The organism is Shinella sp. SUS2 (assembly GCF_001262505.1).
Classification (GTDB): Bacteria; Pseudomonadota; Alphaproteobacteria; order Rhizobiales; family Rhizobiaceae; genus Shinella.
In genome coordinates this window covers 294,677-308,460 of record NZ_KQ410730.1, presented here as the reverse complement: position 1 = coordinate 308,460, position 13,784 = coordinate 294,677, and the positions used below count along the sequence as shown (strand labels likewise).

General features: G+C 66.4%; 10 protein-coding genes and 1 pseudogene. 4 read left to right on the top strand and 7 right to left on the bottom strand.

Annotation, left to right across the window (positions count from 1 at the left end):
- The 4 genes and pseudogenes from AKG11_RS35295 to AKG11_RS14905 form a co-directional block, all read left to right on the top strand.
- A pseudogene (locus tag AKG11_RS35295) lies at positions 1-230 on the top strand (aminotransferase class III-fold pyridoxal phosphate-dependent enzyme); the annotation flags it as partial.
- A gap of 10 nt (positions 231-240) precedes the next feature.
- Entirely contained in the window at positions 241-1,677 is a 1,437-nt protein-coding gene (locus AKG11_RS14915; RefSeq protein ID WP_050744438.1) for an amidase, read from the top strand.
- A 21-nt stretch (positions 1,678-1,698) separates the two neighbouring features.
- Complete coding sequence (locus tag AKG11_RS14910) at positions 1,699-2,784, top strand: ABC transporter ATP-binding protein (protein ID WP_023517138.1); 1,086 nt, start codon at positions 1,699-1,701, stop codon at positions 2,782-2,784.
- Position 2,785: 1 nt separating this feature from the next.
- The gene (locus AKG11_RS14905) at positions 2,786-3,796 is read left to right on the top strand and encodes a histone deacetylase family protein (protein WP_050744412.1); all 1,011 of its coding nucleotides are present in this window, start codon (positions 2,786-2,788) and stop codon (positions 3,794-3,796) included.
- Between the two features lie 27 nt (positions 3,797-3,823).
- Here the strand turns inward: AKG11_RS14905 and otsA are convergent, their stop codons facing one another.
- The 7 genes from otsA to AKG11_RS14870 form a co-directional block, all read right to left on the bottom strand.
- Positions 3,824-5,308: an alpha,alpha-trehalose-phosphate synthase (UDP-forming) gene (gene otsA / locus AKG11_RS14900; RefSeq protein WP_082342442.1), complete on the bottom strand. Its 1,485-nt coding sequence runs from the start codon at positions 5,306-5,308 to the stop codon at positions 3,824-3,826.
- A gap of 221 nt (positions 5,309-5,529) precedes the next feature.
- Positions 5,530-8,679: an efflux RND transporter permease subunit gene (locus tag AKG11_RS14895; RefSeq protein WP_050744411.1), complete on the bottom strand. Its 3,150-nt coding sequence runs from the start codon at positions 8,677-8,679 to the stop codon at positions 5,530-5,532.
- A 3-nt stretch (positions 8,680-8,682) separates the two neighbouring features.
- A complete protein-coding gene (locus tag AKG11_RS14890; RefSeq protein WP_050744410.1) occupies positions 8,683-9,792 on the bottom strand; it encodes an efflux RND transporter periplasmic adaptor subunit in 1,110 nt (369 codons plus the stop codon).
- 216 nt (positions 9,793-10,008) lie between these two features.
- A complete protein-coding gene (locus AKG11_RS14885) occupies positions 10,009-10,599 on the bottom strand; it encodes a 3'-5' exonuclease (protein WP_050744409.1) in 591 nt (196 codons plus the stop codon).
- 84 nt (positions 10,600-10,683) lie between these two features.
- Complete coding sequence (locus AKG11_RS14880) at positions 10,684-11,529, bottom strand: PA3715 family protein (RefSeq protein WP_050744437.1); 846 nt, start codon at positions 11,527-11,529, stop codon at positions 10,684-10,686.
- 86 nt (positions 11,530-11,615) lie between these two features.
- On the bottom strand, positions 11,616-12,818 hold the full coding sequence (locus AKG11_RS14875; RefSeq protein WP_023514599.1) for an adenylate/guanylate cyclase domain-containing protein: 1,203 nt from the start codon (positions 12,816-12,818) through the stop codon (positions 11,616-11,618).
- 22 nt (positions 12,819-12,840) lie between these two features.
- Positions 12,841-13,737 carry a LysR family transcriptional regulator gene (locus tag AKG11_RS14870; protein WP_050744408.1) on the bottom strand — a complete coding sequence of 299 codons (897 nt, stop codon included), beginning with the start codon at positions 13,735-13,737 and terminating at the stop codon, positions 12,841-12,843.
- Between the last annotated feature and the right edge of the window lie 47 nt (positions 13,738-13,784).

Sequence of the window (13,784 nt, the reverse complement as noted above, 5' to 3'; positions counted from 1 at the left end):
AGGTGGCCGGTTTTTACTCCGCCCGCGGCTGGACTATTCCGCCGCTACCGTGGCCGACTTTTCCACCGCCGCTCTCACAGCGCTGCCGGGCGCACGGCGTCATGATCCGCAACATGGGCGACGTCATTTCGATTTGTCCGCCCTTCGTCATGACGCTTGAGGAAGTCGACCAGCTCGTCGACGGGATAGCGGCGGCGCTCGACGATGCCGCCGCCCGGCTTGCAGCGTGAGGGCGTGACGATGGATGATTTTGTCAATCTGGACCTCACCGCGCAGGCGGATCTCGTAAAGTCGGGGCAGGTCACGGCCGGGGAGCTGGTCGAGGCGGCCATCCGGCGTGCTGAAAAGGTGAACCCCGCGATCAACGCCATCATCGCCCCGCTCTATGACGAAGGGCGTGCGGAAGCCGCGCAGGCGGGCAAGGACAGCCTCTTTGCCGGGGCGCCGTTCCTGGTGAAGGACCTCTATTGTCACATGAAGGGCGTGCCGACCACCGGCGCCTCCCGGCTGACCCGGAACTTCGTGCCCGCCCGGGACAGCGAGCTGATGCGCCGCTACCGCGCGGCCGGTCTCAGCACGTTCGGCAAGACCAACCTGTGTGAGTTCGGCACGCTGGGCACCACCGAGCCGAAGCTGTTCGGCCCGACGCGCAATCCCTGGAACGTCGCGCGGTCGAGCGGTGGCTCGAGCGGCGGCGCCGGCGCGGCGGTGGCGGCGGGCATCGTGCCGGCGGCACATGGCGGCGACGGTGCCGGTTCCATCCGCATCCCCGCGTCGTGCTGCGGCGTCTTCGGACTGAAACCCTCGCGCGGGCGCATCACGCTGGGGCCGGATCTCGGCGACAGCACGGGCGGGATCGTGAACGAACATGTCCTCTCCCGCAGCGTGCGCGACAGCGCCGCCCTTCTCGATGCCACACAGGGTTCGATGCCCGGCGACCCGTACACGGCACCGTCCCCCTCGGGTCGCTATGCCGATGCGATCCGGATGAAGCCGCGCCGCCTGCGCATCGGCTTCACCACGGCCTCCCTGCTCGGCACCGCGGTCGATTCCGACTGCGTCGCGGCGACGATCGACACGGCGCGCCTTTGCGAAAGCCTCGGCCACGAGGTCGTGGAATGCACGCCGACGATCGATGGGGAGACCTACAGCACTCTCTACAAGCGGTTCTGGGCGATGACGGCGACACGCGCGATCACCGCGCTGGCGCGAAATCGCGGCGAGACCCCGTCTGCGCTCGTGGGCGAGGTGGAGAGCTTCAACCAGTATCTCTACGGTGTCGGCTCGCGGATTTCGGCGGCCGACTATCTCGTCGATCTCAACTGGTTCCACACGACGGGCAGGACGCTGGCGAATTTCCTGCTCGACGTCGACGTCTGGCTGACCCCGACGCTCGGCACGCCACCGCCGGAACTCGGCCATTTCGATGCCGACAGGCATGGCGGAGAGGCGGTCATGGAGCGTTTTCTCGAGTTTCTCGCCTTCACGACCTTCGCCAACATGGCGGGCCTGCCGGCAATGAGCATGCCGCTCTCCTGGACGGCCGACGGCCTGCCCGTCGGTACGCAGTTCACCGGCCGGTTCGACGACGAGGCGACATTGCTTCAGCTCGCGGCGCAACTGGAAGAGGCGCGCCCCTGGGCGCAGCGCCGCCCCGCCGTCCACGCGGCTGAATGACAGATAAAAAGGGGAACCAGAATGTCATCCTCCAACTACGTCGAATTCCTCAACATCGACAAGAGCTACGACGGCCGCAGCCTCGTGGTCGACGATCTCAACCTCACCATCGCGAAGGGTGAGTTCCTGACCATGCTCGGGCCGTCCGGCTCGGGAAAGACGACGAGCCTGATGATGCTGGCGGGCTTCGAGGCGCCGAGTTCCGGCAGCATCCGGATCGACGGGCGGTCGCTGGAGGCCGTGCCGCCGCATCGCCGGAACATCGGCATGGTGTTCCAGAACTATGCGCTCTTTCCCCATCTCACGGTCGCCGAAAACCTCGACTATCCCTTGCGGGTGCGCAAGATCGCGAAGGGAGAGCGGGCCGGCCGCGTCCGAAGGGCGCTGGACATGGTCCAGATGGGGGCGATGGGCGAAAGAAAGCCGACCCAGCTCTCCGGCGGGCAGCAGCAGCGCATCGCGCTCGCCCGTGCCATCATCTTCGAGCCGGATGTGGTGCTGATGGACGAACCGCTCGGCGCGCTGGACAAGAACCTGCGCGAACATCTCCAGCTCGAGATCAAGCATCTCCACGAGCGCCTCGGCATCACCGTCGTCTATGTCACGCACGACCAGTCCGAGGCGCTGACCATGTCCGACCGCGTCGCCGTGTTCAATGCCGGCAGGATCGAGCAGCTTGCGCCGCCGAGCGAGCTCTACGAGCGTCCCGCGACGGCCTTCGTCGCCGGCTTCATCGGCGAGAACAACCGGTTTACCGGCAAGATCGTCAGCAGCAGCGACGGCGGCGAATACGGCGTGCGCACGGAGGACGGGCAGGTCATCAGCGTTTCCAGCAGCACGGCCTTTTCGAAGGGCCAGCCCGTCATCGTCTCCCTGCGTCCGGAACGGCTCTATGTCGACCAGGCCGCCGCCTGCGCAAACCGCTTTTCCGGAACGGTCGACGAGGTCATCTATCTCGGCGACCACCGTCGGGTGCATGTCCGCTTCGGGGAGAATGCGACGCTTGTCGCCAAGATCCCCAATGCGGGCACGGGCAGCGATATCGCGCCGGCGCAGGCCATTTCGCTCGGCTGGAACAGCCGCGACGCCGTTTTGATCCCGGCCTGACATGAAGGCGGTCTATTGCGACCGGCATCGGCTGCACAGCCCGGGCACCGTCGTCGAAGGCGGCGTTGCCCGGCCGAGCCGGGACGTGCCCGCCCGTCTCGATGCACTCTTGCGGGCGGTGCGGCGTGCCGGGCTTGCGGTGGTCGATGCCGTCGATCACGGCACCGCACCGCTCGCGGCCGTCCATACGGACCGTTATCTCGACTTTCTCGCGGCATCGGAAGGTGCGGAGCACGGGCCGCTCGCGCCCGCCATCTTCGAAACCCGTCCCGATGCCTATCGGCCGGACTGGTCGCCGATCGCCAAGGCGGGGTATCATCTGCGGGATCAGATAACCCCTCTTGGCGCGGGCACATGGCAGGCCGCATACTGGGCGGCGCAGGTGGCGCTTACCGCCGCTGCGCTCATCCGCGCGGGCGAACGGCGGGCCTATGCGCTCTGCCGGCCGTCGGGCCATCATGCCGGCCGCGACTTCGGCGGCGGCGCGACCTATCTCAACAATGCCGCCATTGCGGCACGGGCGCTTGCTACATCCCTCGGGCGGGTAAGCCTCATCGATATCGACGTTCACCACGGCAACGGCACGCAGGATATCTTCTGGGAGGATCCGCACGTCTTCTTCGCCTCCCTGCACCGCAGCCCGGCCGGCTACTATCCGCATCTCACCGGTTTTTCCGACGAGACCGGGGGGCAACCGGCCCCGGGCCTCACGCTGAACCACCCCCTTGCGGAAGGAACCGGCGATGCGGCCTATCTCATGGCATTCACGGCCTGCCTCGATGCCGCGCTCGCCCACCGGCCCGCGGCGCTGGTCATCTCCCTCGGCTTCGACGCGCTGGCGAGCGATCCGGCCCGGGGCCTCCAGCTGACTGCCGATGCCTTCGGGACGATAGGTAACCGGCTCGGACGGCTCGATCTGCCGGTCCTGTTGGTGCAGGAGGGCGGATACGATCTGGCGACCCTGGAACAGGCCGCCACCCGGTTCCTCTCCGCTTTCACGGGTGATGGCTGAGCAAAGCCATCACCCGGGAACGGACGTCTACGACCAGCGCGCGACCGGTGTCGACATTGCCTTCCGCAGGGGCTGCGTGCGGGCCTCGGAAGTCCTGACGGGTGTCGAGACAGAGGCGGGGCGGGCCTTCTGCACGGGCTTGGCGGCGAGATCCTCGAGGAACGTGTCGCACCAGGTGAAGACGTCGTTGGCGCGCAGCGTCGTCATCATGGCGCTCCAGCGCTCCCGCCGCTCCTCCAGGGGCATGGCGAGGCTTCGGGCGATGGCTTCCGCGGTACCCTCGACGTCGTAGGGGTTGACGAGCACGGCCTCCTTCAGCTCCTGCGCGGCGCCGGCGAAACGGGAGAGCAACAGGACGCCGGGATCTTCCTCCCTCTGCGCCGCCACGAACTCCTTGGCGACGAGGTTCATGCCGTCGCGCAATGGCGTGACCAGGGCGAGCTTGGCCATGCGGTAGAGCCCGGCGAGAGCCGGCCGGCGCAGCGAGCGGTTGATGTAGCGGATCGGCACCCAGTCGACCGTGCCGAGCGCGCCGTTGACGCGACCGGCCTGTTCCGCGACGGCCCGCTGCATCGCCTCGTATTCCGGTACTTCGGAGCGGGATTTCGGTGTGATCTGCAGCAGCGTCACCTTGCGCTGGCTGTCGGAATGGCGGGTCAGGAAGGATTCGAACGCATCGATGCGCTGGGTGATGCCCTTGGAATAGTCGAGCCGGTCGACGCCGATGATCAGCTGCTTGCCGTCGAGGCTCTGCAGCATGCGCTTGTGCAGCGCGGTCTGTGCCGCCCGTTTCGCCAGCGCGGCGAATTCTTCCGTCTCGATGCCGATCGGATAGGGCCGGGCGGTGAAGACGCGCCCATCGGTGGCAAAGCGCGAAGCATCCAGACGGGCGGCGAGGTCGCGTCGCGACAGGCAGTCGGCAAAGTTCTCGCGATCATGTTCGGTCTGGAAACCAAGCACGTCATAGGCGGTCAGGCTCGTCAGAAGTGCCTCGTGCACCGGCATGGCATGGAAGACGTCCGGTGCCGGCCAGGGAATGTGCAGGAAGAAGCCGATCCGGTTGGTCACACCCTGACGGCGCAGCTCGGCGGCCAGCGGGATGAGATGATAGTCGTGGATCCAGATCAGGTCGTCCGGCTCGATGAGCGGCAGGAGGCGGCTTGCAAAGAAGCGGTTCACGCGGAAATAGCCGGCCATCTCGCGCCGGCCATATTCGGCAAGGTCCAGCCTGTAGTGGCAGATCGGCCAGAGCACCCGGTTTGCAAAGCCCTGGTAGTATTCCTCGACATCGCGTTCCGTGAGGTCGGTGAGGGCGTATTCGATATTGCCCTCCTTCTGCATCTGCAGCGGCCCGACCGCATCGTCCGCGCAGGATCGGCCGGACCAGCCGAGCCAGAGCCCGCCGCGCGCTTCGAGTGCCGATTGAAGGGCGACCGCCAGCCCTCCGGCAGGAGCGGTGCCGCTCTTGTCGGGAATGGGAACGCGGTTGGAAACGACGACGAGACGAGCCATGAATTCACTACACCTTTGGGGCCGCACGTCCCATTGCAGGGGCGCGTCGAACCCTGAAAAGAGGGATTTTGCGCCAGCGAACGGCGCCAGCGAACTTTTCGCAACGCAGCGTAAACCGTCCACCGGCGCGAAGGTTCCCTCCACCCCGGCTGGTTTTTCGTGGCCGGGCGCATGCCCGGCCTGTCCCGGAGGTGTTCGGGGGGCTCCAAAGTCGGCAGAGTTCAGGACTGCTGGAGCGAGGCGTCCTCTTCGGCCTGCCGCTCCCTGTGGCGGGGGCCCTTGGGGAACCATCCGGAAACGCGCGTTCCGACCGGATCGAGCAGCGTCAGCACCACGGGCACGAAGACGAGCGTCAGAAGCGTGGAGGAGATGAGGCCGCCGATGACAGCATGGGCCATCGGGGCGCGCTGCTCGCCGCCCTCGCCGAGGCCGATGGCCATCGGCAGCATGCCGAAGATCATCGCCAGCGTCGTCATGATGATCGGCCGCAGGCGCACCGCGCCGGCATCCGCGAGGCTGTCCTGAAGGCTCTTGCCTTCCCGCCGGCCCTGGTTGGAATAATCAACGAGCAGGATCGCGTTCTTGGTGACGAGGCCCATCAGCATGATGAAGCCGATGATCGAGAACATGTTGAGCGTCGAGCCGGTGACGAGAAGGCCGATCAGCACGCCGATCAGCGAGAGCGGCAGCGTCATCATGATGGCGACCGGCTGAAGGAAGGACCCGAACTGCGAGGCAAGGATGATGTAGATGAAGATGACGGCGAGGGCGAGCGACTGGAGCGCATAACCCATGCTCTCCTCGAGGTTTTCGGCATCACCCCCGAAGCTGATGCGGTAGCCCGCCGGGATCTGCATCTTGGCGATGGCGGCGTTCAGATCCTCCGTCACGTCGCCGAGCGCCCGCCCCTCGATATTGCTCTTGATCCGGATCTCGCGCGAGAGGTCCTTGCGCGTGATGGCGTCCGGCGCGGTGCTTTCGATGACGTCGGCGACCTGGTCGAGAAGAACGGTGATCGGCTTGCCGTCCTCGTCCGTCCGGCCGGTGGCGATGGTGAGGTCGCGAAGCTGCGCGGCATCGCGCCGGCCCGTTGCCGGCAGGCGCACCACGACATCGTAGGTCTCCCCGTCGGGCGCATTCCAGACGGAGATGGCATCGCCCGCCACGAGCGGGCGCAGGGTATCGCCGATGGCCGCGATCGAGACGTCGAGATCGCTTGCCGCCTCGTGCCGGATCCGCACGGCAAGCGTCGGGCGCTTGTTCTCGATCGACGATTCGACCTCGGTCGCACCTGGAATGGCGGCGAGGGCGGTGGTGATCTCGGTGGAGATGCGGCGCAGCTCCGCCTCGCCATCGCCGAGAACGGAAAGCTGGAGCGGCTTTTCTGACGAGCCCATGCCGGTGTTCTGGCCGATGGAGACCTCAAGGCCGGCAATGGAGGCAAGGCGCTTTCGGAACGGCTCCATGCTGGCCGCCGTCGTCACCGAGCGCTCGCCGCTCGGCTTGAGCTGGACGGCCACCGTCGCCTCGTTGAAGCCGCGTGCCCCGCCGGCATTGACGGTGGAGTAGATGGTGTCGACATAGTCGAATTCGCGCAGCGCCCGCTCGACCTGGCTGACCTTCGCCGCCATGTAGTCCAGCGACGCGCCCTCATTGGCCTTCAGCGCGATGGAGACCTCGCCCTGGTCGGCCGGAGGCAGGAATTCCGCGCCGATGCGCGACACGAGCATCAGGCTTGCGAAGAACAGCGCGATGACCACGAAGACGGTCGTCTTACGATAGCGGAAGGTCCAGCGGATGAGCCGGCGATAGCGGTCGGCAAGCCGGTCGAACCAACGGTCGAACCGCGCGATCAGCCGTCCGAGGAAGCCGCGCTTCGCGTTCACCTCGGACTGCGGATCGTACCAGACGCTCGACAGCATCGGATCGAGCGTGAAGGACACGAAGAGCGAGATGAGCACCGCGACGGCGACGGTCACGCCGAACTGCAGGAAGAACCGGCCGATGAGGCCGCCCATGAAGGCGACGGGCAGGAAGACCGCGACGATGCAGAGCGTGGTGGCGAGAACGGCAAGGCCGATCTCGTTCGTGCCGTCGAGCGCGGCATCCACATGGCTCTTGCCCATGTGCAGGTGGCGCGTGATGTTTTCGCGCACGACGATCGCATCGTCGATCAGGATGCCGATCGACAACGACAGCGCCATGAGCGTCATGGTGTTGAGCGTGAAGCCGAGCGCATAGATGAGGGCGAAGGTGCCGATCACCGAGATCGGCAGCGTCAGCCCGGTGATGACGGTCGAGCGCCAGGAATTGAGGAACAGGAAGACGATCACCACGGTGAGTATGCCCCCCTCGACCAGCGTGCGCTGGACTTCGTCGACCTGTGCGGCGATGGGGCGGGAATTGTCGCGCGTCACCTTCAGCTCGACACCCTCGGGGGCGAGCTCGACATTCAGCGCCGCGATCTCCTTGCGCAGCTCCGCCGCCACTTCCACCGTGTTCGCACCCTGCACCTTGACGACGTCGAGCCCCAGCGAGGGCAGACCCTGATAGGTGGCGCGGCTCGTCACCTCGGCGCCGACATCCAGGATCGTCGCGACATCGGACAGATAGACCGGGTAACCGCCGCTCTGCGCCACGATGATGCTGTTGAAGCCCGTCACGTCAGGAACGCGGCCCTCGACCGTGACGATGCGCTGGTTGATGCCCGATATCAGCGTGCCGGCGGCGCGGTCCTGGTTCTCCTTGCGGATGGCATCCATGACCGATGTGACCGCGATGCCATAGGCTTCGAGGCGGTCGGGATCGACCATCACGAGCACCTGGCGCTCGCTGCCGCCGACCAGCGAGATCTGGCCGACGCCGGCGATGACGCTGAGCCGGTTGGTGATCACGCGGTTGGCGAGCGTGGTAATTTCCGAAAGCGTGCGCTTTGACGAGGACGCTGCGATGGAGAGGATGGGCTCGTCGTCCGGATTGAAGCGGGTGACCTGCGGCGTGTCCACCGCATCGGGAAAGCTCGCCTCCAGCCGGGCAACGCGGTCACGAACCTCCTGGGCGGCGACCTGCGAATCCACGTCGAGCTCGAACTGCACGACGACGACGGAGCGGCCCTCGTAGGATTCGGAAATGATCGTGTCGATGCCGCCGATCGTGTTCAACGCGGTCTCGATCGGGCGGGAAACCTCGCTTTCGACGGTCGAGGGCGAGGCGCCGGTATAGGTCGCCGTGACGACGACGATGGGAAGGTCGGTCTCGGGGAACTGGTCGACGCCGAGGCGGGAATAGGCGAACAACCCGATGACGAGGATCGTCACCATCATCATGGTGGCGAAGACGGGGTGGCGGACGCTGATGCGCGTGAGGAACATCGCTTACAGCCCCTCGACGACGACCGGCATGTCCGCTTCCAGTGCCGGAAGCGGTGCGGAGACGACGACGTCGCCGGCCGCAGGCCCCGAGACTTCGACGAGGCCCCGGTCCGTCCACGCGGTGCCCAGCACGACCGGCTGGCGGCGCAGCACGCCTTCCGTCACCTTGAGCACGAAGCTGCCCGTCTGGTCCTGGCGGATCGCCGCATTCGGCAGGGCGATGACGCCCTTGCGTTCGTCGACCTTGAGGATGCCCGTCGTGAACATGCCGCCCTTCAACGTCCGGTCGTTGTTGTCGATCGCCAGGAAGACCCGCACGGCCCGCGAGCCGGCGACGGCGGTGGGCGATATGCGCGTGACCGCTCCAGAGAAGGTCCTGTCTGGAAAACCCTCGACATTGAGCTCGACCGGCTGGCCGATCCGCACCATGGGAATACGGCTGGTCGGCACGCCCGCATCCACCTCCATCCTGGAGAGATCGACGATGGTGAGGAGTTCCGTGTTGAGCGCCACCGTCTGGTCCTGCTCGACGGGCCGCGAGGCGACGACGCCGTCGAACACGGCGCGGACCTCCGCGTCGGCGAGGTCGCGCTCGGCATCCGCGATCTCGGCCTGTTTCGAGCGAAGCTGGGCCGCGAGATTGGCGACATTCGCCTCGGCCTCCAGGGTAGCCGCCTCCGTGGAGGCGCCGCTCTGCCCGAGGTTGGTGGTGCGGCGCAGGACGGATTCGGCAAGCTGCAGCTGTGCGGCCAGGGCCTCCGCCGAAGCCCGGCGCACGGTCAGGGTGGATTCGAGCGCCCGCGTGTCGAAGCGGACGAGAAGATCTCCCTTCCTGACGACATCGCCGACCTTGACGGGCAGTTCGACGATCGTCGAGGCGACGCGGGCGGCGAGTGTCGACCGGCGGATCGGAGTGAGCGAGCCCGAGATCCGCACGTCGCTGGCAATGTCGCGCGGCTCGACGCGCGTGACGTCGACGCCGGCCAGTTCCAGCGGCGGGGTGGATGCGTCCGACGTCTCTGCCCGGGCGGCGTGCGGCCCGCTGATGGCGACGGCGATCAAAAGCCATGCGGCCCCGGCCGCGCTGGACCATGCCTTGTTGCGTGCGAACATTTTTGCTCCGAATAACAGCCGACGATGACGGTGTTGGACCGGTACGTAGAGTTCCGACTGCGTACAATCCAAGAATGAAAAGCGACGATAGAAAAAATTTTGGCGATAGTACGGGGCGCCCCGTTTTGCAGCGGCGCGGCCCTTTCTTTCAACCAGATACGGGCTTTTGCAAGGCGGAAAACGGCATCGTCGGCAAGCCTGGCACGGGGCCGCCCGTCAGGCCTTGCGGCAGGTGCAGGCCTCGTAGCCGCCGGCGAACAGGCGCCCCGCCTTCATGCCGATCCGGGCCGGCACATCCTGCACGCGTTCCACCTTGAGGGAGCGCGCGATCGAGAGCGCGGCTTGCGCGCAGACCGCGGCGTCCTCGGCTGCATTGTGGTGCGCGAAGGTCAGGCCGAGATGGGCGGCGAGCACATTGAGCTTGTGGGATCCGAGATCGGGCCACACTTTCTGCGCCATCTTCACCGAGCAGAGATAGTGAAGCTCGGGGTAGCTTTGCCGGTACTGGTCGAGGCAGGCCCGCCAGACGCTGAAATCGAAGGCCGCGTTGTGGGCGATCATCGTGGCGTTCCGGAAGTCGTCGGCGAATTCGTCCATGACCTCCGGGAATTCGCCGGCATCCTCGACATGGTCCGGCCGGATGCCGTGGATGGCGATGTTGAAGGAGGAGAAGCGCATCGTCTTCGGCCGGATCAGCCGCTCCTCGACGCGCACCACCCGGCCGTCCTCGATCCAGGCGAGGCCGACCGAGCAGGCGCTGGCGCGCTGCTCATTGGCGGTCTCGAAATCGATTGCGATGGTCTTCAAGAATGGCTCCGGCCGTTTGTGCATATCCGCGCATGCTCTAGCGGCGCCGGGGTGATTCGGCAAAAGGCAAAGGTTGGGGCCGTCCTATTCCATCCGGGAAAGCGCCTTGGGAACACGGTAGACGGAAGCGTCGTAGCGGAGCCGGTGGGTGGCCGTTGCCGCCGTCTCGGTGTCGAGGCAGGCCCCGTCCTTGCCGGCGACGTTGACGGTCGTCGTGGTCTTCTCGCTCACGACGATGTCGGCTATGGCCGATTGCGGCGACGGCTCCATCGAGAGGGTGCGCTCGGTGTTTTCGAACTCGCCGGCGCAATTTGTGTCCCATTCTCCCCGGTTGCTCGAAACGACGATGTTGTCCAGTACGGGCCGGAGCTTGCCGTCGTCGACCAGGAAGAGCCACAGCGTCGTTTCACCGAAGGGATTGGGACGCGAGCTGCCCTGGAGGGAAAGCCGCAGGCCGAAGGCGATCTTCCTGGATGCGAGGCGATAGAATGCCGTGTCGAGGGCGACGCTGGAGACATAGAGCGCGTCATCGGTCATCAGGCCGGGAAGCCGCAATCGCTGCCGGACCGTCGCCTTCTTGCTGTCCACGACGAGGAGCTCGATGTCGCCCTCGTTTCCATCGTCGGCCTGCCGGGTCATCAGCGGCACCGCGACGAGGGTCAGCGCGGGCTGCGACGGCCAGGTACGGCACACCACGGCATGGGCGTCGCTATCGTCCTGCTCCGGCAGCCGGATGGTCGCGCCATCGACGTCGAACGCCCCGTCGGCGCTCCGTGCTGCCGTCGGATAGGCGCTCTCGATGATCGTGGCTCCCTGGACGATGCAGGCATCCGGTGCCGCCCGGGCAGCCGGCGCGCTGACGGCGAGGAGGGTGGCGGCCAGTGCCGCCAGCGCGAGCGGCAGGGTGAAAGATGGGGACGGCAGCGTCATCGGGTCATCCGCGGCAAGAGGAGGTTCGATCGTTTCGGGGAGCATACAGGCGGCATTGCGGCGGCACAATTTGCCGGCCGGCCGTGTCATGGCCTCCTCGGCGCATGCAGCCGCTTCTTGCGTTTCACGCCCTTCAGGCGAAATGCGCCGAGATCCTCGAAGGCGCTGGCTTCCAGCACCGGCAGAAGGCTCAGAAGGTCGTTGGAGATCAAAAGCTGGCGGCCGACCTTGCGGCTGGCGGCGACGATGCGCGAGGCCTCGTTGACCGCCGGGCCGATCACCGTGAAGTCCAGCCGATCGTTGCTGCCGATATTGCCGTAGAACACCTCGCCGATATGCAGCCCGACATGAACGGTCGTGGTGGCAAGCCCCGCCTCCTGCCGCCGGGCGTTCAGCGCCTCGACGCGGCTGGCGAGATCATACCAGGCCTTGAGGCTGGCGGCGGCGGCCTCCTGCGGGTCGGCGTGGTTGAAGATGGCGAGCGTGCCGTCGCCCATCAGCTTGAGCACGTCGCCGCCGGCTGCGTGCACGGCGGAGATGGCCGCCTCGGCATAATCGCCCAGCATGGCGATCAGGTCGCCACTGTGCACGCTTTCCGACAGCGCGGTGTAGTTGCGCATGTCGGAGAACCACAGCACGGCCTTGATGCTATCGACCTTGCCGCGCTCGATGCGGCCTTTGAGCACCCGTCGCGCAGCGTCACGTCCGAGATAGACCTCGACGAGCGCGCTGGTCATGCGGCGGAACGCGGTGGATTTCACGGCCAGCGCGAAGGCCGGCACCGTGCGCCGCAGGCAGGCGATGTCCTCGGCGGAAAAACCGCCCGGCCGTTTCGTCGACCAGCGCGAGAACAGGCCATCGACCTCGCCGATCGCCTCGCCCAGCCGGTGGAGCTGGAGGAAATAATCGGTGTGGCCCTCTGCACGCAGGTCCTCGAGCACCGGAAAGGTGTAGTTGCTCTTTTCGGTAAGGTTGATGTGCAACTCGCCGAGCTCGTTTTCCAGCATGTGGAAGAACGGGCTTGCGCGCCATTGCGGCTCGTTGCGCTCTGCGTCCAGGCGCGAGAAGTCGCGGCGCGCCGCACTCGCCTCGTCCGCGACGTCCCAGAAATAACCTTGCGATTCCAGCACGGGATGCAGCGTGTCGATGAAGATCGCTGCCTGCTCGAGTTCGATGCCCAGCCGGCCGAGCCGATGGCAGAAGGCAGTGATCAGCTCGGTCTCATCCAGACCGTCGAGGCCCTGTTGCACGAGCCAGTCCACGACATTGCCGATCTCTTGAGGGTCCAATGGCGATACTCCGCAAATCAGGTCAGGCGCGGTGTGCCTGCCGGGCAAAATCGATAAAGGCCCTGAGCGCGGCAGGCAATTGCCGGCGGCTCGGATAATAAAGATAGAGCCCCTTGTAGTAGGGACACCAGTCCTCCAGCACCCGCACCAGCCGGCCGGCGCGGATATGCTCGCTCACCTGGTCCTCGAACGCATAGGCGATGCCGGCGCCCATCAGCGCGGCGTCCACCATCAGGTCCTGGTCGCCGACGACGAGTGGCCCCTCCACCTCGACGGAAAGCTCCACGCCGCCCCGTTCGAACTCCCAGGCATAGAGCCGTCCAGAGCCGAAGCGCAGGCCGATGCAGGGAAGGCCGCGCAGCTGTTCCGGCGTCAGGGGCACAGGATGCTGCTCGAAGAGCGCCGGCGCCGCCACGATGGCGCTGCGCTGGCGCGGCCCGAGCGGCACGGCGATCATGTCCTTCGCGATCACCTCGCCGAAGCGCACGCCCGCATCGAAGCCCTCGGAGACCACATCGACGAAGTCGTTGTCGATGGCGATCTCCACGCTGATGCGCTGATGCGTCTTCAGGAACTGCGCGACGAGCGGCAGCAGCACCATCCTTGCCGAGGCGCGCGCCGTGTTGAAGCGCAGCCGGCCGATCGGCGCACCGCGCAATTCGTTGAGATCGTCCACCGCGTCGTCGATGTCGCGGAAGGCCGGGGCGATGCGCGACAAGAGCCGCTCGCCGGCCTCCGTCAGCGCGACGCTGCGCGTCGTGCGGTTGAAGAGGCGCAGATCCAGCCGGCTCTCCAGACCCTTCAGCGAATGGCTGAGGGCAGAGGCGGTGCAGCCGAGTTCGTCGGCGGCGCGGCGAAAGCTCCTGTGGCGGGCGATCGCCAGGAACGGCAGCAGATCGGCAGGGGAAATCCGGCTCATTGATGAATCATGCTCAGTAGATCGACGAGAACTTACGCGATTATCTC

What these genes read in the sequence shown, in the direction of transcription:
- AKG11_RS14880 (WP_050744437.1), bottom strand. Translation starts at nt 11,529, where the DNA reads ATGACGCTGCCGTCCCCATCTTTCACCCTGCCGCTCGCGCTGGCGGCA.
- AKG11_RS14910 (WP_023517138.1), top strand. Translation starts at nt 1,699, where the DNA reads ATGTCATCCTCCAACTACGTCGAATTCCTCAACATCGACAAGAGCTAC.
- otsA (WP_082342442.1), bottom strand. Translation starts at nt 5,308, where the DNA reads ATGGCTCGTCTCGTCGTCGTTTCCAACCGCGTTCCCATTCCCGACAAG.
- AKG11_RS14870 (WP_050744408.1), bottom strand. Translation starts at nt 13,737, where the DNA reads ATGAGCCGGATTTCCCCTGCCGATCTGCTGCCGTTCCTGGCGATCGCC.
- AKG11_RS14905 (WP_050744412.1), top strand. Translation starts at nt 2,786, where the DNA reads ATGAAGGCGGTCTATTGCGACCGGCATCGGCTGCACAGCCCGGGCACC.
- AKG11_RS14915 (WP_050744438.1), top strand. Translation starts at nt 241, where the DNA reads ATGGATGATTTTGTCAATCTGGACCTCACCGCGCAGGCGGATCTCGTA.
- AKG11_RS14890 (WP_050744410.1), bottom strand. Translation starts at nt 9,792, where the DNA reads ATGTTCGCACGCAACAAGGCATGGTCCAGCGCGGCCGGGGCCGCATGG.
- AKG11_RS14895 (WP_050744411.1), bottom strand. Translation starts at nt 8,679, where the DNA reads ATGTTCCTCACGCGCATCAGCGTCCGCCACCCCGTCTTCGCCACCATG.